Annotated in this window: 23 protein-coding genes; 15 read left to right on the forward strand and 8 right to left on the reverse strand. The window is 46.0% G+C overall.

Annotated features, from left to right (window positions below; all coding sequences use genetic code 11):
* Window positions 1-90: 90 nt before the first annotated feature.
* Entirely contained in the window at window positions 91-846 is a 756-nt protein-coding gene (locus AZI85_RS09205) for a murein L,D-transpeptidase catalytic domain family protein (protein ID WP_155723976.1), read from the forward strand.
* Here the strand turns inward: AZI85_RS09205 and AZI85_RS09210 are convergent.
* Together AZI85_RS09210 and AZI85_RS09215 are read right to left on the reverse strand one after the other, a co-directional pair.
* Window positions 843-1226 (reverse strand): HEPN domain-containing protein, encoded by a 384-nt coding sequence (locus AZI85_RS09210; protein WP_063243799.1) that lies wholly within the window; start codon window positions 1224-1226, stop codon window positions 843-845. The two genes, AZI85_RS09205 and AZI85_RS09210, sit on opposite strands and share 4 nt — an antisense overlap.
* Window positions 1227-1360: 134 nt before the next feature.
* Window positions 1361-2143 carry a DsbA family protein gene (locus AZI85_RS09215; RefSeq protein ID WP_063243800.1) on the reverse strand — a complete coding sequence of 261 codons (783 nt, stop codon included), beginning with the start codon at window positions 2141-2143 and terminating at the stop codon, window positions 1361-1363.
* Between the two features lie 164 nt (window positions 2144-2307).
* On the opposite strand from AZI85_RS09215, the gene AZI85_RS09220 reads away from it, so the two are divergent.
* The 6 genes from AZI85_RS09220 (at window position 2308) to eno (ending at window position 7514) form a co-directional block, all read left to right on the forward strand.
* Window positions 2308-2952, forward strand: coding sequence for a hypothetical protein (locus AZI85_RS09220; protein WP_063243801.1), 645 nt, complete (start codon window positions 2308-2310; stop codon window positions 2950-2952).
* A gap of 170 nt (window positions 2953-3122) precedes the next feature.
* Window positions 3123-3401, forward strand: a complete 279-nt coding sequence (locus AZI85_RS09225; protein ID WP_063206464.1) for a hypothetical protein — start codon at window positions 3123-3125, stop codon at window positions 3399-3401.
* Window positions 3361-3867 carry a cupredoxin domain-containing protein gene (locus AZI85_RS09230; protein WP_253720923.1) on the forward strand — a complete coding sequence of 169 codons (507 nt, stop codon included), beginning with the start codon at window positions 3361-3363 and terminating at the stop codon, window positions 3865-3867. The genes AZI85_RS09225 and AZI85_RS09230 overlap by 41 nt, the downstream gene beginning before the upstream one ends.
* Window positions 3868-3884: 17 nt before the next feature.
* Window positions 3885-4997 carry a CpaF family protein gene (locus AZI85_RS09235; RefSeq protein WP_063243802.1) on the forward strand — a complete coding sequence of 371 codons (1113 nt, stop codon included), beginning with the start codon at window positions 3885-3887 and terminating at the stop codon, window positions 4995-4997.
* A 398-nt stretch (window positions 4998-5395) separates the two neighbouring features.
* Window positions 5396-6253: a hypothetical protein gene (locus AZI85_RS09240; protein WP_253720924.1), complete on the forward strand. Its 858-nt coding sequence runs from the start codon at window positions 5396-5398 to the stop codon at window positions 6251-6253.
* Entirely contained in the window at window positions 6246-7514 is a 1269-nt protein-coding gene (gene eno, locus AZI85_RS09245) for a phosphopyruvate hydratase (protein ID WP_063243804.1), read from the forward strand. The genes AZI85_RS09240 and eno overlap by 8 nt, the downstream gene beginning before the upstream one ends.
* Window positions 7515-7607: 93 nt before the next feature.
* On the opposite strand, the gene AZI85_RS09250 is transcribed toward eno, so the two are convergent.
* The 3 genes from AZI85_RS09250 to AZI85_RS09260 form a co-directional block, all read right to left on the reverse strand.
* Window positions 7608-8270, reverse strand: coding sequence for a hypothetical protein (locus AZI85_RS09250; RefSeq protein ID WP_063243805.1), 663 nt, complete (start codon window positions 8268-8270; stop codon window positions 7608-7610).
* Between the two features lie 99 nt (window positions 8271-8369).
* Window positions 8370-9806 (reverse strand): catalase, encoded by a 1437-nt coding sequence (locus AZI85_RS09255; protein WP_172795325.1) that lies wholly within the window; start codon window positions 9804-9806, stop codon window positions 8370-8372.
* Window positions 9796-10305, reverse strand: a complete 510-nt coding sequence (locus tag AZI85_RS09260; protein ID WP_063243807.1) for an ankyrin repeat domain-containing protein — start codon at window positions 10303-10305, stop codon at window positions 9796-9798. The genes AZI85_RS09255 and AZI85_RS09260 overlap by 11 nt, the downstream gene beginning before the upstream one ends.
* Before the next feature lie 170 nt (window positions 10306-10475).
* On the opposite strand from AZI85_RS09260, the gene AZI85_RS09265 reads away from it, so the two are divergent.
* The 3 genes from AZI85_RS09265 to polA all read left to right on the forward strand — a co-directional run bounded on the left by AZI85_RS09265 (window position 10476) and on the right by polA (window position 13792).
* Complete coding sequence (locus AZI85_RS09265) at window positions 10476-10781, forward strand: septum formation initiator family protein (RefSeq protein WP_063243870.1); 306 nt, start codon at window positions 10476-10478, stop codon at window positions 10779-10781.
* A 98-nt stretch (window positions 10782-10879) separates the two neighbouring features.
* A complete protein-coding gene (locus AZI85_RS09270) occupies window positions 10880-11179 on the forward strand; it encodes a helix-turn-helix domain-containing protein (RefSeq protein WP_063243808.1) in 300 nt (99 codons plus the stop codon).
* A gap of 51 nt (window positions 11180-11230) precedes the next feature.
* Window positions 11231-13792, forward strand: coding sequence for a DNA polymerase I (polA, locus tag AZI85_RS09275; RefSeq protein WP_063243809.1), 2562 nt, complete (start codon window positions 11231-11233; stop codon window positions 13790-13792).
* Window positions 13793-14217: 425 nt separating this feature from the next.
* On the opposite strand, the gene AZI85_RS09280 is transcribed toward polA, so the two are convergent.
* Window positions 14218-14856, reverse strand: a complete 639-nt coding sequence (locus AZI85_RS09280) for a hypothetical protein (protein WP_063243810.1) — start codon at window positions 14854-14856, stop codon at window positions 14218-14220.
* A 102-nt stretch (window positions 14857-14958) separates the two neighbouring features.
* On the opposite strand from AZI85_RS09280, the gene AZI85_RS09285 reads away from it, so the two are divergent.
* Window positions 14959-15939 (forward strand): flagellar basal body-associated FliL family protein, encoded by a 981-nt coding sequence (locus tag AZI85_RS09285; RefSeq protein WP_063243811.1) that lies wholly within the window; start codon window positions 14959-14961, stop codon window positions 15937-15939.
* On the opposite strand, the gene AZI85_RS09290 is transcribed toward AZI85_RS09285, so the two are convergent.
* Complete coding sequence (locus AZI85_RS09290) at window positions 15926-17155, reverse strand: sigma-54 interaction domain-containing protein (protein WP_063243812.1); 1230 nt, start codon at window positions 17153-17155, stop codon at window positions 15926-15928. The two genes, AZI85_RS09285 and AZI85_RS09290, sit on opposite strands and share 14 nt — an antisense overlap.
* A 155-nt stretch (window positions 17156-17310) precedes the next feature.
* Between AZI85_RS09290 and yihA the strand changes: the two genes are divergently transcribed.
* Genes yihA through AZI85_RS09310 form a run of 4 tightly spaced genes read left to right on the forward strand, consistent with a single transcriptional unit; the run spans window position 17311 to window position 21280 of the window.
* Window positions 17311-17886 (forward strand): ribosome biogenesis GTP-binding protein YihA/YsxC, encoded by a 576-nt coding sequence (yihA, locus tag AZI85_RS09295; RefSeq protein ID WP_063243813.1) that lies wholly within the window; start codon window positions 17311-17313, stop codon window positions 17884-17886.
* The gene (kdsB, locus tag AZI85_RS09300) at window positions 17883-18611 is read left to right on the forward strand and encodes a 3-deoxy-manno-octulosonate cytidylyltransferase (protein WP_063243814.1); all 729 of its coding nucleotides are present in this window, start codon (window positions 17883-17885) and stop codon (window positions 18609-18611) included. Before yihA ends, kdsB begins: the two co-directional genes overlap by 4 nt.
* Window positions 18612-18626: 15 nt before the next feature.
* Entirely contained in the window at window positions 18627-20285 is a 1659-nt protein-coding gene (locus AZI85_RS09305) for a CTP synthase (protein WP_253720925.1), read from the forward strand.
* A gap of 14 nt (window positions 20286-20299) precedes the next feature.
* Window positions 20300-21280: a KpsF/GutQ family sugar-phosphate isomerase gene (locus AZI85_RS09310; RefSeq protein ID WP_063243815.1), complete on the forward strand. Its 981-nt coding sequence runs from the start codon at window positions 20300-20302 to the stop codon at window positions 21278-21280.
* Between the two features lie 4 nt (window positions 21281-21284).
* Here AZI85_RS09310 and AZI85_RS09315 read toward each other — a convergent pair whose 3' ends face one another.
* Window positions 21285-22439: an AGE family epimerase/isomerase gene (locus tag AZI85_RS09315; protein WP_253720926.1), complete on the reverse strand. Its 1155-nt coding sequence runs from the start codon at window positions 22437-22439 to the stop codon at window positions 21285-21287.
* Window positions 22440-22547: the final 108 nt, after the last annotated feature.

Consider the following 22547-nt stretch of genomic DNA (forward strand, 5'->3'; position numbering starts at 1 on the left):
AAGCTGTCGAGAACTCAGGCGTTTCTAAAATGTTTTAAGTTTTAAAAATGAGTGACCGATGGGCTCTGTGTAACCACACGGAGGATCGGTATGATGTCTATCTCACCTGGTAAAGTCTTAATGACGATAGCTTTCACCTTCACACTCGCAGCTTGCGGAAACCAAATGCCCGCACTTCCTGATGACCCTAACGACGAGCCTGTAGCGACAAATCCTGATGATAATAGCGGGCAGGGAAGTACAGAACTTCCTTCTATCGTTGAGCCCGCACCCACAGAGCCCGTGACGCCACCGACGTTGAGCGAACGTGAACAGATTCTGAAGAACTATGACTACGTGGACCCCACTCACATTGTTCCCACAGAACCTTTGGAAGAGGCCCTTATCTACTTCCACAAAAATAAAAGCAGCTTCAAGAATCAATCCGTTATCTCGGTCTTGGATTTCAGCCAGAAGTCGACCCAGAAGCGTTGGTACTTTATCAATATGTCGACAGGAAGTGTTTGGAATATCCACGTATCTCACGGTAAAGGATCCGACAGCAATCACGACGGCTACGCCGAAAAGTTCAGCAATGTGTCGGGCTCGAATGCCAGCTCTTTGGGATTCTATAAAACGGCAGAAACTTATCAAGGGAGCAACGGCTATTCGTTGCGCTTAGATGGATTGTCTTCGACGAATTCCAATGCCCGTTCACGCGCTATTGTCGTTCACGGGGCCAGTTACGTTCAAGATTCAAGTGTGATTCAGGGAAGAAGCTGGGGATGTCCCGCGGTTTCGTCTACAAACCGCGATAAAGTCATCAATATGATCAAAGGCGGAAGTCTGATTTACGCGACAAATTAAAGAAGCTTCAGTTGTTCGCCAACAAGCTTCTTTAGATTTTCCACGTAACCAACATACTCTTCCATATCCAAGCGCTCATCGGCACGAACGTGGGCGTTTGTTGCATTGTAGGGAGTCAACTCGATCACGTCAGCGTGAGAAGAAATCGCGGCAAAGTTGTTTTCCTCAAGAACCTGCATCAAAGCATCTAGGTCATGACCCTCGTCATCGGAGGGGTATTCCAAGCCACGCATTTCGCACAAAGCTTTCAGGTATTTTTCACAAGCTTGGGCTAAGTTATAACCGACCATGTCGTGCTGCTTTTCATCGTGCAGATTTTTCTTTGCAAGATCCAAATCGTCTTGAGCTTTAAGAATGAGAGATTTTGCGTGAGCGCTCATGAAGACTCCTGTGTTCAAGGGTTGATAGCTCTACTTTAGTCTGAGTCTAAGGGCGCTGCCAAAGAAATTCGCTTTTAAAAATAAAAAAACCCGCGGGGACACCGCGGGTTTTTGAAGTTCCGGTAAGAAACTAATTATTTCTTAGCAGCCAAGTGACGGTCGATGATGTCCTTGAACTCAGAGAATGGGTAAGCACCACGCAAAGAAACGCCGTTGATCAAGAAACCTGGAGTTCCAGAGAAACCGAATTTACGAGCTTCTTCCATGTCAGCTTCAATACGTTTAGTGATTGCTTCGCTGTTAAGATCTTTTTCAAGTCTCTTCATGTCAGCGCCTGCTTTTTTAGCAGATTCTTTCAAAGAGCCTTCTTTTTTCGTACGTAGGTCACCTTGGTTTTCGAAAACTAGGTTGTAGAACTTTTCAGCTTTAGCATGGTCTTGCATAGCGATAGCTTCGAAGTATCTTGCCGCTGGCATTGCCATTGGGTGGAAATCCAAAGGAAGGTGTTTGTAAACAACACGAACGTCTTTTGGATAAGCTTTCATAACTTCATCAACTGTCGCGTGACCTTTAGAGCAGTACGGGCACTCGAAGTCAGAGTATTCGATGATAGTGACTTTAGCGTCTTTTGGACCAAAGATAACGCGGCCTTCTTCAACAACAGGTTGAAGTGGGTTTGCGAATTCTTCGTCACGCTTTTTGCCTTCTTCAGCAACGGCTTTTTCTTGAGCTTTACGTTGTGCATTTTGAGCTGCTTTATTTACAACTTCGATAAATGCTTCAGGGTCTTTTTCGATAGCTACGAAAACGATGCTTGGATCTTTTTCTACTGCTTCTTTAAGTTGTTTTGCAGAAGGAGCACAGTTCACTAGGGAAAGTGCCAACGCGCCGATGCTAAAAATCTTTAGTGCTTTCAATGTTTCCTCCGAGATGGATGATTAAGTTTTTAAGCCCTTTTATTTGACATTATTTTTAGTTTAGAAGGAAGGAAAAAAGCCTCTAGTCAAAGGTCGTGAATTAAAATGAGCCGTCTTATCCTTCTGGTCTTGTTTCATTGCCGGAGGTCTTTAAACTCGAAATTATGAAAAAAGCAAATTTCCTTTTAACAATGATCATCTATGTATTTTGCGCACAGGCCCATGCGGGTTTGTTGTTTAACTACTCTCAACTGGCACTGAAAGATCTTGATCAGATGAATAAATTGGTCAACGACAAGGTGAAAGAGTCCAAAAAATCGAGCAGTGGAAAGGTTGTTCCGCTGAAAGAAGCATTGCAGGCGGTTTATTCTCGGCCGAATGATGATGACATGATCGACAAAATCGTGGCTCCGTTGCGGTCGAATTTAGATGAGTTGGAGTCCTGGGAAAAAACGATCAGTCAATTAACTGACGAAGCGATCAACGCGCTGAAAAATCCTCGGGCTTTTAAACCGGTGGTGCAGACGACGTACGTCATTTTCTTGGAAAATCTTTTGGCAGAGGTCAAACCTTACGTGAAAAGTGAAGGCTTCGAACGCCAGATCGTAGAACGGGTGCGGGATGCAAAGATTGAAGTTTCGAAAGAAGCTGTCAACGAGCGCAAACTGCGCACGATGAAATCGACAGCATCTCCTTCAGAAATTGCGGAAAAAATTCTGTCTCAAAGCACAAAGCCTGCGGAAGCAACGCCGGCTGCGGACGAAAAATCGTCTGAAACTTCGGCAGAAAATACTTCTTCCGGGCAATAATTTCCCTCGACCAGACCGGCTCTTGGCAAATTCGACCACGGGCCAGCGTCAAACGATAGATCTCCTCAAGTCTCAAAAAATCGCCTCAAATTGACTCAAGTTCTCACGAACTCCTACCGATAGAAACAACATGTGGGCTGGATGCCCTAAGAGCAATTAGGAGGATTCGAATGTTTCTGCAAGGCGATTTGCAAATAGTGTTTGATGCGCTTTACACCGTAGGTGCCATTGACCCTGTTTTAAAATTGGATTGGAGCGAAGTCACAAAAGACATGATGGCAAATCCACAGGTCTTGAGTGATGCGTTTCATTTGATTAATTCTTGCAAAGGCGACAAAGACCTCCTGATTCAAAAGCTCCACATGATGGATCCGAGATCCGTGAATTATATCGCTATGGAGGTGGCACGTGAATTTTGTGAGTTCCAAGATCGTACAGAGCTGCACTAAGATTGCATTGCTTCTACTGATCACTCAAAGCGCGTTTGCCTGGGAAGTGGATTTTTCTCGTCGCCAAGTTCAGTTCAACGACGTTAAAAATGAAGACCGCTTGCCTGCGAGCATTAAAGAAGATCAAAGCGTGATCTTGACGAAAGTTTTTGATGCGGTCGAACCCGCTCAAGACGTCGTGATCATGAATACCGAGAAAGGCTTTGTTCCTGAAGTCGTGCGCCTGAAAAAGGGTGGCAACTACCGCATTCACGTCGTGAATGTGAACGGCAAAGAAAAGAACGTCAGCTTTGTTTTGGATGCTTTTTCTGAGCACCACAACACAGTGTTTGGTGAACAGAAAACTTTTTCCGTATCGCCAAAAACAGACGGCATTTTTTCTTACCAATGCCCGGAAACAGCGGTTCAAGGAAAGTTCATTATTTATTCTGATATTGCGGCAGACAGAAAACCTGCCTCTCATTAATTCGGAAGGTCGCACCCATGTCTGATAAGTCGAGCGTTTTCAAACAGACCATTCAGCAGAATTTAGGTCCTGTATTGAAGTACCTTGATGACAAGGGTGTTTCCGAAATTCTTATCAACGGACATCAAGAAATTTTCGTCGAAAAAAAAGGGAAGCTCGAAAGAGTTCCTGAAACTTTTCCTTCAGAAGATGATCTGCGCGCGGCGGTGAACAGTATCGCCCAAAGCGTGGGTCGACGTATCGATGACGAATCGCCTCGTCTAGATGCGCGTTTGCCGGATGGTTCACGTATCGCGGCGGTGATCCCGCCAATGTCCCGCAAGGGCACTACGCTTTCGATTCGTAAATTTACCAATAACAAAATCACTTTTGCTGATTACATCAAGTTCGGCGCAATCACTGAAGATGGCGCGCGCTTTTTGGATATCTGCATGTTCTTAGGAAAAAACATCATCGTCAGCGGTGGTACCGGCTCTGGTAAAACCACGTTGCTTTCACTTTTGTGTACGCGCATTCCTAAAGGACAGCGTGTGATGGTGATCGAAGACTCTTCCGAGCTGCAAGTGGATTACGAACACGTGGTGATGTTTGAAACTCGCCAAGCCGACCAAATGGGGAAGGGTGAAGTTTCCATCAAAGATCTTTTAAAAAGCGCTCTTCGTTTAAGACCGGATCGCATCATCGTGGGGGAGGTTCGTTCTAGCGAAGCCCTTGAACTTTTGAATGCGATGAACACGGGTCACAAAGGTTGTATGGGCACGGTCCACGCCAACACGCCTGAAGATGCCATCGTCCGTTTGGAAGCCTTGGCTCAAGGTGGTGACGGTAAGATCAGCGAAAAGGCTTTGCGCTCGCAAGTCGTCTCGGCCATCGAAATTATTATCCAAGTGTCGCGTTTTTCAGACGGATCTCGCCGTATCGCCGCAATCAGCGAAGTGCGCGGATTTAATAGCGATGGTTCGTACAACGTCGTCCCCATTTTTGAAATGTCCCGTCTTACACGGCGCCCCGACGGAACCCTCGAAGGAAAGCTCCAAGCCACCGGCGCGGTGCCAACGTTCATGGACGAAATCATCGATAACAACCTCCCATTCCCAAAATCCAAATTCAGCAAACCCCAAGCCGCATAGCGCGAGGCTTGTGAAAACGACCCGATCGACTGCGTTGTCGGGCTTTGTCTTCCGCTCCGACGTACTAGGAGTACGCCTCCGCTGCAGCCAAAACCCTCCGCCTTGCGCTCGAGTCGTTTTGACAAGCCTCGTCATTTCTAAAGGTGCCTGCTTCTTTTTTGTAACCCTGGGTGTCATGGGAAATTCGCCATTATATAGTTTAAATGGCTAACGATTTACGCTAAGACTTCGTCGTGCACTTTAGTTGTAAGATTTCAAACGCAGTCTTGAATATTTTAGAGGAGCAGGGTGAAGACCTGAGCCCTCTTTATGAGCAGACCCATCTTCCGGTGGAGCTGCTCAGGGACTCGTCGTATTGGATCAGCGCGCCTGACATGGAAAATTTCCTAGAGTCAGTTTTGCGTTTGCCCCTTAAACGTGACGGCAATGTTTTGCAAAGAGCGGGGCACGAAGGTCCATCCCTGCGTGCTTGGGGTGTGCTCGACAGTGTTCTGCGCATGATGCCTCGTCCGCAAGAAATCTTTAATCAGCCTGAACAATTCCTGTCGTACTTTATTTCGCCGAAACCGCCGATTGAAAATCTGCGTCGTGATGAGTTTTGTATTTCATTCGATCTGCCTCTGCCAGCAGAGCAGTATCCTCACGTCACGACTTACTTGAAGGCGGCTTTTGAGTCGTTGCCCGTTTACGTGGGACAACCTCCGGCAACTTGTGTCTGGGAAGGCATCACGATTCAACTGAATTGGTCGACTCAGCAAAATACCATCTTCAGTGAAAACGTCGGTCATCAAGTCAGTCCCGCTTTGTTCCAAAGCTTGATCGATGATTTGCAACGGACACAGCGTGAACGCGAAGACTTGCAAAAGTACGTCGGGGATCTGGAAGAAAAAATCCGCGATTACGAAAAACAGAAGCTAAAAACTTCTGCCGGCGAAGAGACTTTAATTCCAGCGACAGAAAAAGCGTCTTTGATCCCGCATGAAGGGACCTTGGCGCATTTAAGCTTCGACAGCGATTCTCCAGGTTACAGCCTGAATCAGAACTTGGCCCGCATGCATGATTACATGGTGCGCGCGCAACAACTTATCACCATGCTTGTTTCCCAAGGAAAAATGAATTCCGCGGTGAAAGAGGCCATGCGCCGAGTGGACTGGGAACACGTAAAAACTCAGTACCCGCGCACCGTCTTTGAAAGCATGGAGCTTGTAAAAAAACTTAATAAAACCACCGAGAAAGAAGGAAACCAACATGTCTGAGATTATCAGCGTCGTCTCTCGTGAAATTTTAGATAGCCGTGGAAATCCAACGGTTGAAGTTGAAGTCACTACCGCTGATGGCAATATGGGCCGCGCGGCTGTTCCATCGGGAGCTTCTACCGGAGCTCACGAAGCGTGCGAGCTTCGCGATGGTGATAAAAATCGTTATCTTGGTAAAGGTGTTTATAAAGCGGTGGATAACATCCGCGAAAAAATTGCTCCCGAGATCCTAGGTCTTCAAGTGACCGAGCAAGTTTACATCGACAAAATCCTTCGCGATATCGATGGCACTGAAAACAAATCGAACTTGGGCGCGAATGCGATCCTAGGTGTGTCTTTGGCCGTGGCTAAAGCTGCAGCTGCAGATTCTAATCTTCCTCTTTACCGTTACGTGGGTGGATCACAAGCATGCCGCTTGCCAGTTCCCTTGATGAACGTTCTTAACGGTGGCGCACACGCGAACAACGGTCTTGATATTCAAGAGTTCATGATCGTTCCTACAGTGAATAACTCTTATGCTGAGTCACTTCGTGCGGGTGCAGAGATCTTCCACACCTTGAAAAAAATCTTAGGTAAAAAAGGCCTTTCCACAGCTGTGGGTGACGAAGGTGGCTTCGCCCCGAAGTTGGGTTCAAACCAAGAAGCTTTGGATCTTTTGATGAACGCCATCGTGGATGCTGGGTATGACCCAGGTCAAAACGTGTTTTTGGCTTTAGATGTCGCTTCAACGGAAATGTTCAAAGATGGAAAGTACGAATGGCAAGGTGGTCACATCACGCCAGCAGAACTTTTGAACATCTACAAATCTTGGGGCGAAAAATATCCTCTAGTTTCCATCGAAGACGGCTTTGCTGAAGACGATTGGGATTCATGGGTGAAAGCCACGACAGAGATGGGTTCGACAATGCAATTGATCGGTGACGATCTTTTCGTAACAAACCCAAAACGTTTGCGTATGGGTCTTGAAAGAAAAGCGGGGAACGCTCTTCTAGTGAAAGTAAACCAAATCGGAACTTTGACAGAGACTTTCGAAGCCGTGAACTTGGCACAAAGAAACAAATACCGCACAATCATGTCTCATCGTTCCGGTGAAACAGAAGACGTGACGATCGCAGATTTGGCTGTCGCATTGAACTGCCACCAAATCAAAACAGGCAGCTTGTGCCGTGGTGAACGTACCGCGAAGTACAACCAACTTCTTCGCATTGAAGAAGACTTAGGCGGCATGGGAATGTACTGGGATAAATCCGCATTCCGCTAAAGGTGCCGAAAAGAACCAAGATTTGAAATCTTAAAATAAAAAAAGGCGATCCTTGTGATCGCCTTTTTCGTTTTTAGTCGAGCTAACTACGTCTTACTTAACCAAGTACATCGGAACATTAGCAACCGATAAAGACAGGGTGCCTGAACCCTCTACCGCAGTCAGGTAGTGGAAAAGCTCAAGTCTGTTGTGATTTGTATCGAACAAAGAAGCATTGAAAAGATTCGTTGTATCAAGCTTCAAAGTTTCACCATCTTGTTTTAAAGAAGCAAAGACCGTCAATGTATGGAAAGGATTCAACCATACTTGAACTTGGTCCCAACCTTTCGGTGGAGCTACAGGAAGAACCCAAGGGCCTTGAGAAGTCGTAACATACATCGCCGTTTCTTTGGCGAAGTCAGAAGCCGTAGTCACGCATTCTTCATTGTCGTTTTGGATTGAAGTCGTCGCTGTAAGCTCCATAGTACGAACCAAAGTATTTCCAGTGATAACATTCTTCACTGTCGTTACCAAAGTACCAACCTTGAAGTTCAATGAAGAAACACAGAAGTTTTCGCCATCATCATGACGTTGGCTTCTTTTGATTTCAGAAGTAACCACTTGATTGTTAGCTGTGAACTGCGCTGTCACTTCATACAGGCCTGCATTGAAGCCACCGTAAGTGTTTGTAAGGTCTAACGTTGCTTTACCAGTGAGGTCTGCAGCGAACGCCGTCAAAGAGGTAAATAGAACAGCAAAAAATGCGATTTTTTTCATACGAATCTCCACGTCTTAAAGTGGAGACGTTATGGCCGTCCTATCGCTGAAACTCAAGTTTGGAAACTGTCAGGGTTCTGTCAGGACGGCCAAGGCAGACTATTTAAGTCCCAAGTACGCTAGAATGCGGGCGCCATACTCGGGATCACACTTGCTAAAGTGGGCGATGTTTTTTCTTTGCAACTCTTCTGGAAGTCCCTTCATAGTTCCTGCAATATTGCGAGTCAGTCGATCGCGCTCTTCATTCGTGAAAATGCGATAAAGATTCCCGGCTTGAGTGAAATCATCATTATCTTTGTGAGCATCATAGCGATCGGCCGCTCCTGATAAAGGCAGCGGTGGTTCGCTATAACGAGTGTCTTGAGTTGGACCGCCAAATCCGTTGGGTTCATAATTGTCGACACCGCCTCCGTTATTATCAAAGCGCATGCTGCCATCTCGGTGATAAGTATTCACCACCGAATGAGGACGATTCACAGGCAGATGCTGGTAATTCACACCCAAACGATAACGGTGAGCATCGGGATATGCGAACAGTCGTCCTTGCAACATCTTATCCGGAGAAAATCCTACGCCCGGAGGAACATTGCTAGGTGAAAAGGCGGCTTGTTCAACTTCCGCGAAATAGTTTTCAGGATTGCGGTTCAGCTCTAGGACACCCACATCTATCAAAGGAAAGTCTTTGTGTGGCCAGATTTTCGTTAAATCGAAAGGATTAAAATTTGTTTGCTCGGCCTGTCTTTCCGTCATGATTTGAACTTTTAAAGTCCAGCGCGGAAATTCCTTTCGCTCAATGGCTTCAAACAGATCTCGTCCTGCATAGTCGGGATCGCTTCCCGCAAGCGCTGTGGCTTTTTCAACCGAAAGATTTTTAATCCCTTGCATAGATTTGAAATGGAATTTCACCCAGACGCGTTCATTCTTGTCATTGATGAAACTAAACGTGTGGCTTCCGAAACCATGCATAAAGCGATAGCCATCGGGAATTCCGCGATCACTAAAAAGAATCGTGATTTGGTGAAGGGCTTCTGGGGCCTTTGCCCAATAGTCCCACATGCGGAACGGGTTTTTATATCCTGTACGGGGGTCACGCTTTTGTGAATGGATAAAATCCGGAAACTTCAGTGGGTCTCGTTCAAAGAACACCGGCGTGTTGTTGCCCACGATGTCCCAGTTTCCTTCTTCCGTGTAAAACTTCAAAGCGAAACCACGTGGATCGCGCTCGGTATCGGCAGAGCCTTTTTCACCAGCTACGGTAGAAAAGCGTAAGAACACATCTGTTTTCTTTCCGATTTTGGAAAACAAGGCGGCTTTCGTAAAGCGAGTGATATCGTGCGTGACAGTGAAAGTGCCGTAAGCTCCAGAACCTTTCGCGTGCACGACACGTTCAGGAATTCTTTCGCGATTAAAGTGCGCCAGTTTTTCGATCAAATGAAAATCTTGGATCAAGACCGGACCGCGTTCACCCGCCGTGACAGAGTGTTGATTTTCAGAGACGGGAATACCTGCTGATGTTGTCAGTGTTTTACTCATGATGTAAGGCTCCTTTATTTGTAAACGGGGACTGTAGAAGTTGGAAAACAGCTTTAAGACGGCGCAAAGCCTTCGGTCCTTTAAAGCGCAGGTGAGGGGAAGTTTCGGTTAACATAAGGGCCATGTCTTTTCGACCAAAGGCCTCGGCATACATTAAAGCTGTTTGTCCGTTATTGTTTTTCGCATGAATGTCAGCACCGGCATTGATAAGAACCTGTGCAATCTTGTTATGACCTTTAAAGGCAACGCCCATCAAGATCGTGCTACCGCCATGGTCGCGAGAATTGGGATTAGCCCCATAGCGAAGAAGCAGGTGAACCAAAGACAGGTGGCCGTTGTACGCCGCCAACATCAAAAGGGAATGTCCCTTGTGATTCACCAAATCCGGATCTCCATGTTTTGCTAAATATAATAGGACGTTTTGAATCTGACCTTGGCGAACCGACTCAAATACAGAGTCCTCGCCTTGAGCTGTTAATTTATAATTTTCCCATGTTCTCACCAACGACCTCCAGTGGGTATATGAGTAATTTCGGTCTTTTTGGTTTATAAATCGAATCGATAGTTTTGATTTGAAGTATCGATATTAACTATAAGTGCAAGGGATCGTTTTAGCGAGGACTGGTCTTCAGTCTTGTAGCCAACTCTCGTATAATGAAGCAGAATATTCTCATGTCTTACACTCAGTTTGCTGTCGGAGTACGTCGTTTCTTGAATCATCCCACAAAAGTGGCGACCTGCTGTCTTGTGGTCTTTGCAGTTTCCATCGTTCTAAATGGAAATGTGTTCCGCCTTTGGGGATTGCATCGCGATTTTGACCGCATCAATGAGGAAATCAATTCGACTCGCAAAAATATTGCCGGGTTGTCCGCGCAACTGAAACAAGCTAAAGACCCCTCATTTATTGAGCGCCAAGCCCGCGATAAATTAGACCTGGCGGGCGAACATGATTTGGTCTTCGTTTTCCCTGAGCAATAGTCCATAGCCTATCGCGTTAACTGATGCCTATCAGGTATAATCCAACTAGTATTTCGACTCTAATCCAACCTAGTTTTAGAGTAAATCTAGAGGTTTATATGATTGATAAGCATGAACTGGAATGGACAAAAGAATCTCTTCGCACACTTCGCCTTCGCATGGGCTGGAGTAAGTCGGACCTTGCTCGTCGCTTGCACTGCTCATCTGAAGATGTGGATTCTTGGGAAGATGGAGTTCGTCTGATTGAAACTCCGATCAAGAGTGAATTGGAAATCCTATTAAGACAAGCCGAAGAAGTTTGCGACGAAGTGAAGTACGCTCCATTTGCTGAAAATGAGTGCGATAAAAAAGCGCTTGAGCAAATTCACTTTTCTCGCGTCAAACTAGACTTAGAATAATCGACATTAAGAATCTCCCAGTGTAAAAATAGGCCTTCTCTGGGAGATCTTATGAAAAAGCTTTATCTCATCGACGTCAGTGCCATGTTTTTCCGCGCGTTCTTCGCGATTCGCCAACTGACGTCGCCATCAGGTGTTCCTGTTAACGCCGTGTATGGATTTTTATCCATGCTCATCAAACTTCTAAAAGAAGAAAAGCCTGAATACTTAGTTTTCTGTTACGACCGTAAAGAGCCTTCTTTCCGTAAAGATATGTATGCTGACTACAAAGCACACCGTACGGAAATGCCCGACGATCTTCAAAAACAAGTCCCCTACATCAAAAAGTTCGCGGAGCTTTTGGGAATTCCAGCATTCGATATGCAAGGTTATGAAGCCGATGACATCATTGGTTCGTTGGTAAAATGGGGTCGTCATCACAATATGGAAGTTTTCATTGTCAGCGGCGATAAAGACTTCGGACAGTTGGTGCAAGAGCACGTGTGGCTTTACGACACCATGAAAGACGTTCGTTACGACGCTAAGGGTGTTTTTGAAAAGTGGGGAGTCAGCCCCGCACAATTCATTGATTACCTCGCGATCGTGGGCGATGCCTCAGATAACGTGCCTGGTGTAAAGGGTGTCGGTGAAAAAGGCGCAATCAAACTTCTAGAGCAGTTTAAAACTTTAGAGGGTATTTACGAAAATATCGACAAGGTCGAAAGCAAAAGCGTGCGCGAAAAACTTTTAGCTTCTAAAGACAATGCGTTTTTATCGAAAAAACTAGTCACTATTTCCACAGACTGCAAAGTTCCCGAAGACTACAACGCTTATAAACTTCAGCCTTTTAAATCAGACGAATTAAAAGCCCTTTTGCAAGAGCTGAACTTTAAGACGTTCGAAAAGAATTTGTTCGGTTCAACTACCGAAGTGCCCTCTTCTACGCCTAAAGTATCTGTTCCGAGCGAAGCTGTGGCGGAAGGCGAGATCCAACCAACATTAGTTATCACAAAAGATGATAAGCATTTCCAAGAGCGCACCGTAACGACACGCGACTTGGCTGAAATGCTCGCTGAAAATCAGACCCTCTGGGGATTTAGTGACACCCGCGGAGTTTTCATTGGCACAGACTCTGAGGTTTTAGAGGTTTCTGACTTTGAATATCTCGGAAAGCTTTCTGATACTTTCAGAATTCGCTGGAGTGGCTTCGATCTAAAAGCCTTCTGGTACAAAATCGGAGCCAAATCTCCTATCGCCGCTTGGGATTCCCAATTGGCGGCCTATGTGCTTAAAGCGGGCGACACTTCTGATTTCAATAAGATCTACACTCGCTACATGCTAGAGAATATTCCGGAACTGGTTTCACCATCGGCTTTGTACAATGCTCATCGCAACTTTGCGGCGACTTTGCAACACGAGCTAAAAAAACTGGCTAGTGAAAAAGTTTATCAGGAGTTGGAGCTTCCCTTAGTGCGCGTTCTTCTTTCAATGGAAAGATGGGGCGTGCGTATCGATAAAGACCTTTTAGCAAAGCAAAGTGCCGAGCTAGAAAGCGAAATCGCGACATTAGAGCAAGGCATCTTCAAAGAAGCCGGCGAAACCTTCAATGTCGGAAGTCCTAAGCAATTAGGAGTGGTCCTTTTTGAAAAAATGGGATTGCCAGCCGCGAAGAAAACAAAGACAGGTTATTCCACAGACGAAGAGGTTCTTTCTGGTTTGGATCACCCGATTGCGAAGCTCATTTTGCAATGGCGTGAACTTTCTAAGTTGAAATCGACTTATGTAGATGCACTTCCAACAATGATTGATGCTAAAGATGATCGCGTGCATACAAGCTTTAACCAAGCTTTGACGACAACCGGTCGTCTTTCCAGCACGCAACCGAACTTACAGAATATTCCGATCAAAACAGCTCGCGGCCAGCAAGTGCGTAAGGCCTTTGTGGCAGCTCCAAGAATGAAACTGCTGTCCGTAGACTATTCTCAGATCGAACTAAGAATTCTAGCGCATATTTCGGAAGATCCGAATTTATGTAAAGCCTTTGCAGAAGACTTAGATATCCATGCAGCAACCGCCGCAGAAATTTTCAACGTGTCTTTAGATCAAGTCACTTCAGACTTAAGAAGATCGGCAAAAGCCGTCAACTTCGGTATCGCCTACGGCCAAGGAGCGTTCGGTTTGGCTGAAAACTTGGGCATCTCAAGAACTGAAGCTAAAGATATTATCGAACGTTACTTTACAAGATTTAAAAACGTTCGCGAGTACATCGAAGGCACGGTGAAGAAAGCCCATGAACAAGGTTACGTAGAAACTTTGTTCGGTCGTCGCCGTTACATCGAAGAGTTGAAATCAAAAAACATGGCTCTGAAAAAATTCGGAGAGCGCGCCGCCATCAACGCTCCAATCCAAGGAACAGCAAGCGATCTAGTGAAAAAAGCCATGATCGAAGTCTTCGAAAAAGTCCCCGTCAGAATGCTACTGCAAGTGCACGATGAATTGATTTTCGAAGCAACGGAAGAAGACCTACAAAAGTATTCTCCAGAGCTAGTGAAGATTATGGAAAATGTGGCGCAACTCAAAGTCCCACTAAAAGTGAATTATGCGATAGGAAACAACTGGGACGAAGCCCACTGACCCGCGCTGATGAAAAAGGCCCATCTGACTTCGTTGGAGGGCCTTTTCCTTCACTCCGACGTGCCTCCAGCACGCCTCCGTTTCGGAAAAAACCCTCCGCCTCGCAGCTGAACCTTTTTGATCAGCGCTAGTGTTCGGTGGGGTGAAGTTAGTAGACGGTGGGGCGTGAAATTGGTTTTGATCAAAGTCAGATTTTTCTTTTTAAGAGGAGCATCGCGCACGCTCAGCTAGCGCGGCAGCCGGCCACCGCGACTGGCGTGGAGACGAGAGACTTGTTCCTTGGTAAGGGCTTTTAGCTAAGCTTCCCTGCAGCGAGTTCCGCAGCGAAGCAAGAAACACCAGCGGTAGCCAAGAAGAAAAGAAAAGAGCGAGGACTGTCCGAGCGAAAGGGAAGCTTAGCTAAAAGCCCTTACCAAGGAAGCAATCTACTCCGTCTCCCACCCAACAACGCGACCGCCTTCGAAGTAGACGAATCGTGTTTCCTGTCTAAACCCCGAAGAAGTAGAGACATGTCTTTGATATTTCCAGCGTTCATTTTTATAAATCGGATTTCCTGAAACTTCGACGGCTAGGGGTTCGCCCCAGGAGCGGCGTACGTATTCTTGGGGCATTCCGACGGCGATGTCTTGGGTTTCTACGAGATCACGCATTTCTTGTTGCGGGGCTTGGCTGCGGCTCCAGATTTCGTTGCGGTTGATCCATTGTTGACGGCCTTCAATAGAAGGAATTGAAAGAAATTGGATTTTTTCTTCGTCGTTTTTTAGCCACGGAAGAATTTTTGAATACTGTTCGCGCTCTTTCTTTGATCCCAGGGCGCGTTCTAATTCGCGCACTTTTTGACGATTGCGAATATCTTCGATGTCTCGCGAAGTCAGCGATGTGGGGTCTTTGCCCATTTCATAGGCGGTTTTTCTGGTGTCGCGGTCAAGATAGTTGGAATCACCCGAACGGCTGTCAGAAGAATATTGAGTGGTTGAATCACTATAGCCACTGCCGGTAGATCTTTGGAAATTCGCGCATCCTGAAAGTAAAACAACGGGAATCAGAAGCAAAACAGACTTCATTGAAGGTCTCCTAGAACTTTATGCTAGCCGATGAGCTTCTGTTTATAAATTGTTCTTGCGACGTATTTGGTTCTTTTCTTACAATCGTCTTGGGAGTGGGGCTTGGCAGATAAAGAAAGCACGACCAAAGTTGAGGAAGAAAAAAAGGACGGCGCACCCGAAGGGGAGGCCGAGGACGTTCTATCCTTAGAGTCGTTAGACGAAATTATTGCCAATGAAGATCCCGAGTTTGCTAAAGGCCTTATTGATATCGGCCCTGATGATCCTTCAAACACCATCTATGAAGAAGGTGTTGAGCTTGAATACACTCTGGAAGAAGAAATAAAACTGTGGGAGCGCTCAACAGGTCTTCGTCAGAAAATTTATAAGCTTCTGCGTTTCCTTCCGAAAATTTCTTATAAAATAAAAATGAAACGCACGGTTCTTCGCTTAAGTTGGATTAAGTGGAAAGAACAAGCGATTCAAAGCCTTCGAAACGCGGGCCCGAATACGCTGGCATGGTTGAAGAAGTCAGCGGCGTCAATGAAAGCTGGAATCGGCACAGGGCTCTCTGCGTTTAAATCTTTTAGTTTGATAAAGAAATTGGCTTTTGTAGGACTCATTGTTTTAACGGGGGCATCTGCCTATCTGATCTATCGTACGGTTACAAAAGGCTTAGTACCTCATGAGCAGGAACTTTTCATCGGCTCATTTGCAGATTGGTCTCAGGGAAAATATCAGTATGATCCCAAGGCCGAAATGGAGTCGTTCTATGATTCAACTCGTACGACTCAAAATATTCTTTTAATGAAAAAGATGGTGGTGAACCTCAAACGCTCCTCAGAGTCTGGACCGAATCCGATGGGAGCATTTGAGTTTTACGTGGAAGGCACGGCCTCTGAGGTCGTTGTCGAAATCAAAGACCGTGAACCTGAAGTAGAAGATTTATTCCTGAGAACGATCGAAGAAACGACATTCGATCAGGCCTCCTCAGGGGAGGGAAAACAACTTCTTTGCGAAAGATTGCGCAAAGAAGTGAATAAGATTCTTACCAAAGGATACGTACGTCGTATCTTTATCAAGACCGCTATTATAAAGCCTTAAAATTTGAAATATCGATGTTGTAGTACTTCAAACGATCATGAAGAGTGCTCTTAGGCATTCCTAAATCCTGAGCCGTGCGGCGTTGATTGCCACGGTTCGCCGTCAATCTTTTGATAATCATCTGCTTTTCAATCTCTTTGATCACGGGGATGTCATTGACGACCTTTTCTGTGGGCTCTAACAGTGTGCGATCCAAAAGTTTTTCAATATGGTTTTCAGTGATGTGCTCGCGCGGATAAAGAGCTGCGGCACGGTTCACTAAGTTTTTAAGTTCACGAATATTTCCCGGCCAAGAGTGTTTCTTCAATCTTGCGATCGCGCCAAAAGAAAAACGCACGCGCATTTTGCGGGCAAAGTTATAAAGAAGCTCTTCAAAATCCTCCATGCGGAATTGCAGAGCTGGAGGATTGACGGCGATAACGTTCAAACGGAAGTACAAGTCCGAACGGAATGCACCTTCACGAATTTTCTCACTCAGATTTTGGTGAGTCGCTGCGATGATTCGAACATCGGTTTTAATATTGCGATCGGCACCGACGGGACGGATTTCGTTGTTTTCTAAAGCGCGCAAAAGCTTTGCCTGCAAGCTGTAAGAAAGATCACCGATCTCGTCTAAGAAAAGAGTTCCGCAGCGTGCGGCTTCGAAAGCTCCTTTACGATCGTTGATCGCGCCAGTAAAAGATCCTTTTACGTGTCCGAAAAGTTCACTTTCGATCAAGGTTTCGCTTAAGGCGCTGCAGTTGACGCTGACAAAGGGACCGCGATGGCGATCGCTGGTTTCGTGTAAAGCTTGAGCGATGACGTCTTTACCTGTGCCCGACGGACCTAACACCAAGACGGGGAATTCTGTTTTAGCGACATTACCCAAAGTTTTAAGTTCGTCATTCCAAACTTCGTTGCGGCTTGAAAGTGGAAAGGCTGTTTGAGTTTCTTCTTTTTCTCGATAGACAAGTTCTAAAGTTCCAAGGCGAATGATGTCGCCATCTTGCAGAACGGCTTCGACAACGCGGGCATCGTTCACATAAGTGCCGACGGCAGAGCGAAGGTCGCGGATGATATAATAAGAATCTTTTTTCTCGATACGGGCATGACGATCTGAGATCTGTTCCGCCGTGAGCTGGATCTGACATTGAGGGTCTTTTCCCAAGGTCATGAATTCCCCAAGGGAAAGGTTTTTTGAGTTTTCATCGAGTACTTTTAAGAAAGGTTGGTGCATGTGTGCCTCCTGTTATGGCAGGGGCTTATTTCAAGAGCTTCGCCGACCTCAGAACGAAATAAACGGGGTTACAGGGTTTTCGACTCGCCAGATTATTGGTGCAGGGACCCCTTTCTCAGAATTGAGAAAAGGACCGAGCTCTGATAGCCTTAGCTATGCCGAAAACGATTGAATTCATTAAAAGTGCCGTTCTGGCAAAAGATTATCCGCTCCACAATTTAGCTGAAGTTGCCATCGCCGGTCGCTCCAATGCCGGAAAGTCTTCTTTCATTAATGCGTTGGCGAAGGGAAAGGTAGCGAAGGTCAGTTCGACTCCAGGTAAAACTCGCCTTTTGAACTTCTTCAATATGGAAGATTCCTACGTGCTGACGGATATGCCTGGTTATGGATTCGCCGCGCGTTCCGTGGATGAGATTGAAGAGTGGAATGCGATGATCGAAACTTATCTTATGACTCGCGAAAATTTAGTGGGTCTTCTTCTTGTGATGGATATTCGTCGTGATTGGACAGCGGATGAAGAACTTCTAAAAAAGTTTTCGGATCGTCGCGGATTTCCGATGGCTGTGGCTTTGACGAAGTCAGATAAGATGACTCGCAATCATATGAATCAAGCCGTGGCTAAAGTGAAAAAAATGTCAGGCTTAAGCGCGGTCTTCCCGGTGTCTTCTTTGAAAAAAGAGGGACAAGACGAGATCGAAGAATACATGTACGAAAATTGGGTGAAACCATGAAAATAGTGGGCGTCATTCCCGCTCGGTACGGATCGACTCGCTTCCCAGGCAAACCACTGGAGTTGTTAAAGGGTCGCCCCCTGATCCAGTGGACAATTGAAGGCGCCCGCAAATCCAAATTGATCAGTGAGCTGATTGTAGCCACGGATCATGAAGGCATTAAAGCCGCGGCGGAAGCAGCCGGTGCAAAAGTCGTTATGACAGCTAGCGAACTTCCTACGGGAAGTGATCGTATCAACGCCGCCGTTCAAAATATTGAGTGTGATATCGTCGTTAATATTCAAGGGGACGAACCGCAAGTGACGGGCGAGCTTATCGATAAGCTCGCGCAAGTGTTCCTCGAAGATAAAAATCTGGATATGGCAACACTGGCTCATCCCATCAGTGAGGAAGAGCTTCAATCCATGAATTCTGTGAAAGTTGTTTTGAATAAAAATGACGAAGCTCTTTATTTCAGCCGCTATGCCATGCCGTACTCTCGTAAATCAGCGAAGGACATGGGCTCGCTTGAGGGCTGCATGAAGCATATTGGTATGTATGCTTATACTAAAAAGTTTTTAAAAACGTTCTGTGCGGCTCCTCCTGCTTTCATTGAAAATGCCGAAAGCTTGGAGCAGTTAAGAGCGTTGTATTTAGGTGCAAAAATTAAGGTCATTCGAGTCAAGGAAGCTCTCGTCGGGGTGGATACTCCCGAAGATTTAGCGCGACTCGAAAAAATGTTATAATCGTCAGGAGACAAAATGGCGAAAAAGAAAACCACGAAGGTGTCGACAGCAAAGTCGACGAAGAAAGCTTTGAAACAAAAATTCATCTTTGTCACCGGGGGCGTTGTTTCCTCGATTGGTAAAGGTCTGACAGCAGCGAGCTTAGGCTCTTTGCTAGAGGCCCGTGGGCACCGTGTGACGATTATGAAATTCGATCCGTATTTGAATGTGGATCCAGGAACGATGTCTCCTTTCCAGCATGGTGAAGTTTATGTCACCGAAGATGGAGCAGAGACGGATCTTGATTTAGGTCACTACGAACGTTTCACTTCAGCCGTAATGAATAGAGCGAACTCTGTTTCTACTGGCCAAATCTATGACACGGTTTTAGCGCGCGAACGTCGCGGAGACTACTTGGGCGGAACCGTGCAGGTCATTCCGCATATCACGGAAGAAATCAAAGCACGTATTTACGAAGCTGCTCAGGGAAGCGAGATTATTCTGGTTGAAATCGGTGGAACCGTCGGGGATATCGAAGGTCAGCCGTTCTTAGAAGCCATCCGTCAGATGCGTTTGGATGTAGGGCAAGAAAATTCTGTGCTCGTGCATGTCACGTATGTTCCTTACATCGCTGCCGCGGGAGAACTAAAATCAAAACCGACTCAGCACTCGGTGAAAGAGTTGCGGGAAATCGGTTTACAACCGGACTTCTTGGTTTGCCGCAGTGAAAAAGTTATTGATGAAAATCTAAAAAGTAAGATCGGTCTTTTCTGCTCGGTGAAAGCGGAAAACGTTATCGCCGCTCAAGACAGTCGTTTTATTTATGAGGTTCCATTGGCACTTCATCGTGAAAAACTGGATGAGCTGATTGTGGAAAGATTAGGTCTTTCTTCATCGAAACCCAACCTTAAAGGGTGGCAAAATCTAGTGAAGGTTCTAAGCAATCCAGCTCACACCGTAAAAATCGGTGTTGTTGGAAAGTATGTGGATTTGAAAGAATCTTATAAGTCTTTGCATGAAGCTTTGGTTCACGGTGGTATTGCCAATAATTCTCGAGTGGAAATCATCTACGTCGATTCTGAAAAAGTGACCGATAAAACCGTGAATCAGTTACTGGGAAAAGTAGATGGCATTTTAGTTCCGGGAGGTTTCGGAACTCGTGGGGTGGAAGGCAAAATCACAGCGATCAAATACGCTCGTGAAAAACGCGTTCCCTTCTTCGGCATCTGCTTCGGTATGCAGCTTTCCGCGATTGAGTTCGCGCGCAACGTGTGTGGTATTAAAGATGCGACAAGCCGTGAGTTCCATGCAGAAACAAAACGCAGTGGCAATTTCGTGATTGATACCATGGTTGAACAACGTGGCATCGTCAATAAAGGCGGAACGATGCGCTTGGGGGCTTTCCCTTGTAACTTGGCGTCGGGAACTCGTGCGCATTCGGTGTATAAAGCCTCGAATATCATGGAACGCCATCGCCATCGTTTTGAATTTAATAATAAATATAAAGCTCTTTTTGAGAAAAACGGGATGGTTGCTTCAGGAATCTGTAAAGAGCGCGATCTGGTTGAGATTGTCGAGCTTCCAGATCATCCGTGGTTTGTGGGTGTGCAGTACCATCCTGAGTTTAAGTCTAAACCGCTTGAGCCCCATCCCTTGTTCGTGCATTTTGTAAAAGCGAGTTTGAAGAATAAGTAAGAAAGGTCTTTGCAATGTCAAAGGTAGTTCAGCAAGGTCTTAAAGTGTTGGAAGTAGAGGCTCAGGCAATTCTGGGTTTACGGGACCGTATCGGTGTTGATTTTGAAAAAGTCGTTCAGATGATTAAAGACTGTCAGGGAAAGCTCATCCTGACGGGAATGGGAAAGTCAGGACAGATTGCGCGTAAACTTGCCAGCACGTTTTCTTCTACGGGAACTCCTGCCGTATTTTTGCATCCGGCAGAAAGTTCTCACGGAGATTTAGGTATTGTTGAAAGCAAAGACGTGGTCATTGCTATTTCTTATGGTGGTGAATCTCCTGAGTTTGCCGGCATCCTGAAATATGTGGCTCGCAAGTCTATCCCACTGATTGCGTTAACCGGGAAGCCGACATCTTCTTTGGCGAAAGCGGCGCAAGTGACTTTGAATGTGTATGTTTCTGAAGAAGCGTGTCCGTTGAACTTAGCCCCCACGGCTAGCAGTACGGCTACTTTAGCTATGGGTGATGCCGTAGCGATGGCCGTGATGACGGAAAAGGGGTTCAGTCCTCAGGACTTTGCCGAATTCCATCCTGGCGGAAGTTTAGGTTATCGTCTTCTGACTCGCGTGAGTGATGTCATGCATGCCGGGGACGCATTGCCAACAGTCGGTCTTGAAGCACCTCTTCGTCAGGTGTTTTCAGCGATGACTCACAAAGATGTTCGTGGAGCCGCTGGCGTGGTTGACGAAAAAGGCGATCTTGTCGGAGTGATCACCGACGGTCAAATCCGTCGTCGCTTGGAAAAAAGTGATGATCCACTGACGGGAACCGCAAAGGATCTTATGACGACGAATCCGCGCACCATTGATGCAAATGAATTCGCCGAAAAAGCCTTGTTCGTGATGGAGCAATTCCAGATCAATATGCTCTTTGTTCTAGATAAGGATTCCGCAACTCCGAAGAAGCCGGTCGGAATCCTGCATGTTCAAGATTTATTGAAAGCGAAAGTTCGTTAGTCGTTTAAAGGCGAGGGCGGAGGTTGATATACTCCTCCATCGCATTCACGATGTGATAAAGAGAACTGGCTTTGGCGAAAGTGCCATTGAATTCATCTTTATCTGAAAGCATGTCGTACCAAGTTCCACGCAGAGGTGTTTGGAAAAACTTGAACAGGGTTTCCATCGCCTCGTCAGCCCCTCGAGCATAGATTTCTTTTTGATCCGCATTTGCTTCAGTACCTAAGCGGCAAGCCGCTTTAATTCGTTCACATTGAGGCCAGAATCGCGACGATTGGGTTTTGGGAGTATAGTTGCTCCGCATTTCGTCAAAGACCACTTTGCGTGTGCGGGATGTTCCGTATTTTTCAGCTAACAAGAATAAATTATGGCGAACAGATTTTAAATCTTGTCCTGTCAGACCTTCATACAAAGACATCAACCATGCCCACTCGTATTGGTGACCAGGTTCATAGACGAAAAGACCGTTTTCACGAAGGTGATTCCAGTCTTTATCGAAGTATTCGCCCAATACGCCAGTCTCTGGGTCGATAAATTTATTCAGGCAAAGCGTGATTATATTGTGACCCAGTTCTTTCCATTCAGGATCTTGATCAATCTGCATCCAGGCAATGGCGGATTCGAACATATGCATGTGCGGGTTGGATTTGTAAGAAAGATTTCCTTTTTCGTCCATCTCGGTGAAGCCGCCACCGCTGACGGCGCGTTCGCGATTGAGATACTGAACTAATGATTTTGCGCGGTCTTTGATTTCGGCACTGGGTTTCACGATATAAGCTTGAGCCAAGGCAAAAAGGGCGAAAGCTTCGGTATAAAGATCTGGATTTGAGCTTTTTGGAGTGCCATCGAGATTGATGGAGTGAATGAAAGCCCCGGAAGGCACAGAATAATTCTGCATCAAATAACGGCCACCCATCTCGACAAGCGAATGCGCCACCTCTTTTTTACAAACCCCTAGATTTGCACCCGTGACGAAAGAATACATCTGGCGAGCTTGCACCATCGAGCGACGAGGAATGTCCATAGCGCTTCCATCAAACGAGATGTTTTCGATAAAGCCACCCTTTGTCTTATCCACTCCCGTGGTAGACCATAAAGGGTAAACGTCATTCGCCAGCCATTGTTTCGATTTTTCAATCAAAAAAGTATGTGATGTCATTCTCACACCTTTGCGCGACCCGACAATTCGGTCAAGGGATGACGAGAAGGGTCCAATAAAATGGCATCTGGCAACGCAGAATTTGTTTAGTGAGATAATCTGAAATTT

The sequence above is a fragment of the Bdellovibrio bacteriovorus genome (genome assembly GCF_001592755.1).
GTDB lineage: Bacteria > Bdellovibrionota > Bdellovibrionia > Bdellovibrionales > Bdellovibrionaceae > Bdellovibrio > Bdellovibrio bacteriovorus_E.

What these genes read in the sequence shown, in the direction of transcription:
- eno (WP_063243804.1), top strand. Translation starts at nt 6,246, where the DNA reads ATGTCTGAGATTATCAGCGTCGTCTCTCGTGAAATTTTAGATAGCCGT.
- yihA (WP_063243813.1), top strand. Translation starts at nt 17,311, where the DNA reads ATGCCGAAAACGATTGAATTCATTAAAAGTGCCGTTCTGGCAAAAGAT.
- AZI85_RS09310 (WP_063243815.1), top strand. Translation starts at nt 20,300, where the DNA reads ATGTCAAAGGTAGTTCAGCAAGGTCTTAAAGTGTTGGAAGTAGAGGCT.
- AZI85_RS09220 (WP_063243801.1), top strand. Translation starts at nt 2,308, where the DNA reads ATGAAAAAAGCAAATTTCCTTTTAACAATGATCATCTATGTATTTTGC.
- AZI85_RS09270 (WP_063243808.1), top strand. Translation starts at nt 10,880, where the DNA reads ATGATTGATAAGCATGAACTGGAATGGACAAAAGAATCTCTTCGCACA.
- AZI85_RS09205 (WP_155723976.1), top strand. Translation starts at nt 91, where the DNA reads ATGATGTCTATCTCACCTGGTAAAGTCTTAATGACGATAGCTTTCACC.
- kdsB (WP_063243814.1), top strand. Translation starts at nt 17,883, where the DNA reads ATGAAAATAGTGGGCGTCATTCCCGCTCGGTACGGATCGACTCGCTTC.
- AZI85_RS09210 (WP_063243799.1), bottom strand. Translation starts at nt 1,226, where the DNA reads ATGAGCGCTCACGCAAAATCTCTCATTCTTAAAGCTCAAGACGATTTG.
- AZI85_RS09250 (WP_063243805.1), bottom strand. Translation starts at nt 8,270, where the DNA reads ATGAAAAAAATCGCATTTTTTGCTGTTCTATTTACCTCTTTGACGGCG.
- AZI85_RS09315 (WP_253720926.1), bottom strand. Translation starts at nt 22,439, where the DNA reads ATGACATCACATACTTTTTTGATTGAAAAATCGAAACAATGGCTGGCG.
- AZI85_RS09305 (WP_253720925.1), top strand. Translation starts at nt 18,627, where the DNA reads ATGGCGAAAAAGAAAACCACGAAGGTGTCGACAGCAAAGTCGACGAAG.
- AZI85_RS09280 (WP_063243810.1), bottom strand. Translation starts at nt 14,856, where the DNA reads ATGAAGTCTGTTTTGCTTCTGATTCCCGTTGTTTTACTTTCAGGATGC.
- AZI85_RS09265 (WP_063243870.1), top strand. Translation starts at nt 10,476, where the DNA reads ATGTCTTACACTCAGTTTGCTGTCGGAGTACGTCGTTTCTTGAATCAT.
- AZI85_RS09290 (WP_063243812.1), bottom strand. Translation starts at nt 17,155, where the DNA reads ATGCACCAACCTTTCTTAAAAGTACTCGATGAAAACTCAAAAAACCTT.
- polA (WP_063243809.1), top strand. Translation starts at nt 11,231, where the DNA reads ATGAAAAAGCTTTATCTCATCGACGTCAGTGCCATGTTTTTCCGCGCG.
- AZI85_RS09225 (WP_063206464.1), top strand. Translation starts at nt 3,123, where the DNA reads ATGTTTCTGCAAGGCGATTTGCAAATAGTGTTTGATGCGCTTTACACC.
- AZI85_RS09235 (WP_063243802.1), top strand. Translation starts at nt 3,885, where the DNA reads ATGTCTGATAAGTCGAGCGTTTTCAAACAGACCATTCAGCAGAATTTA.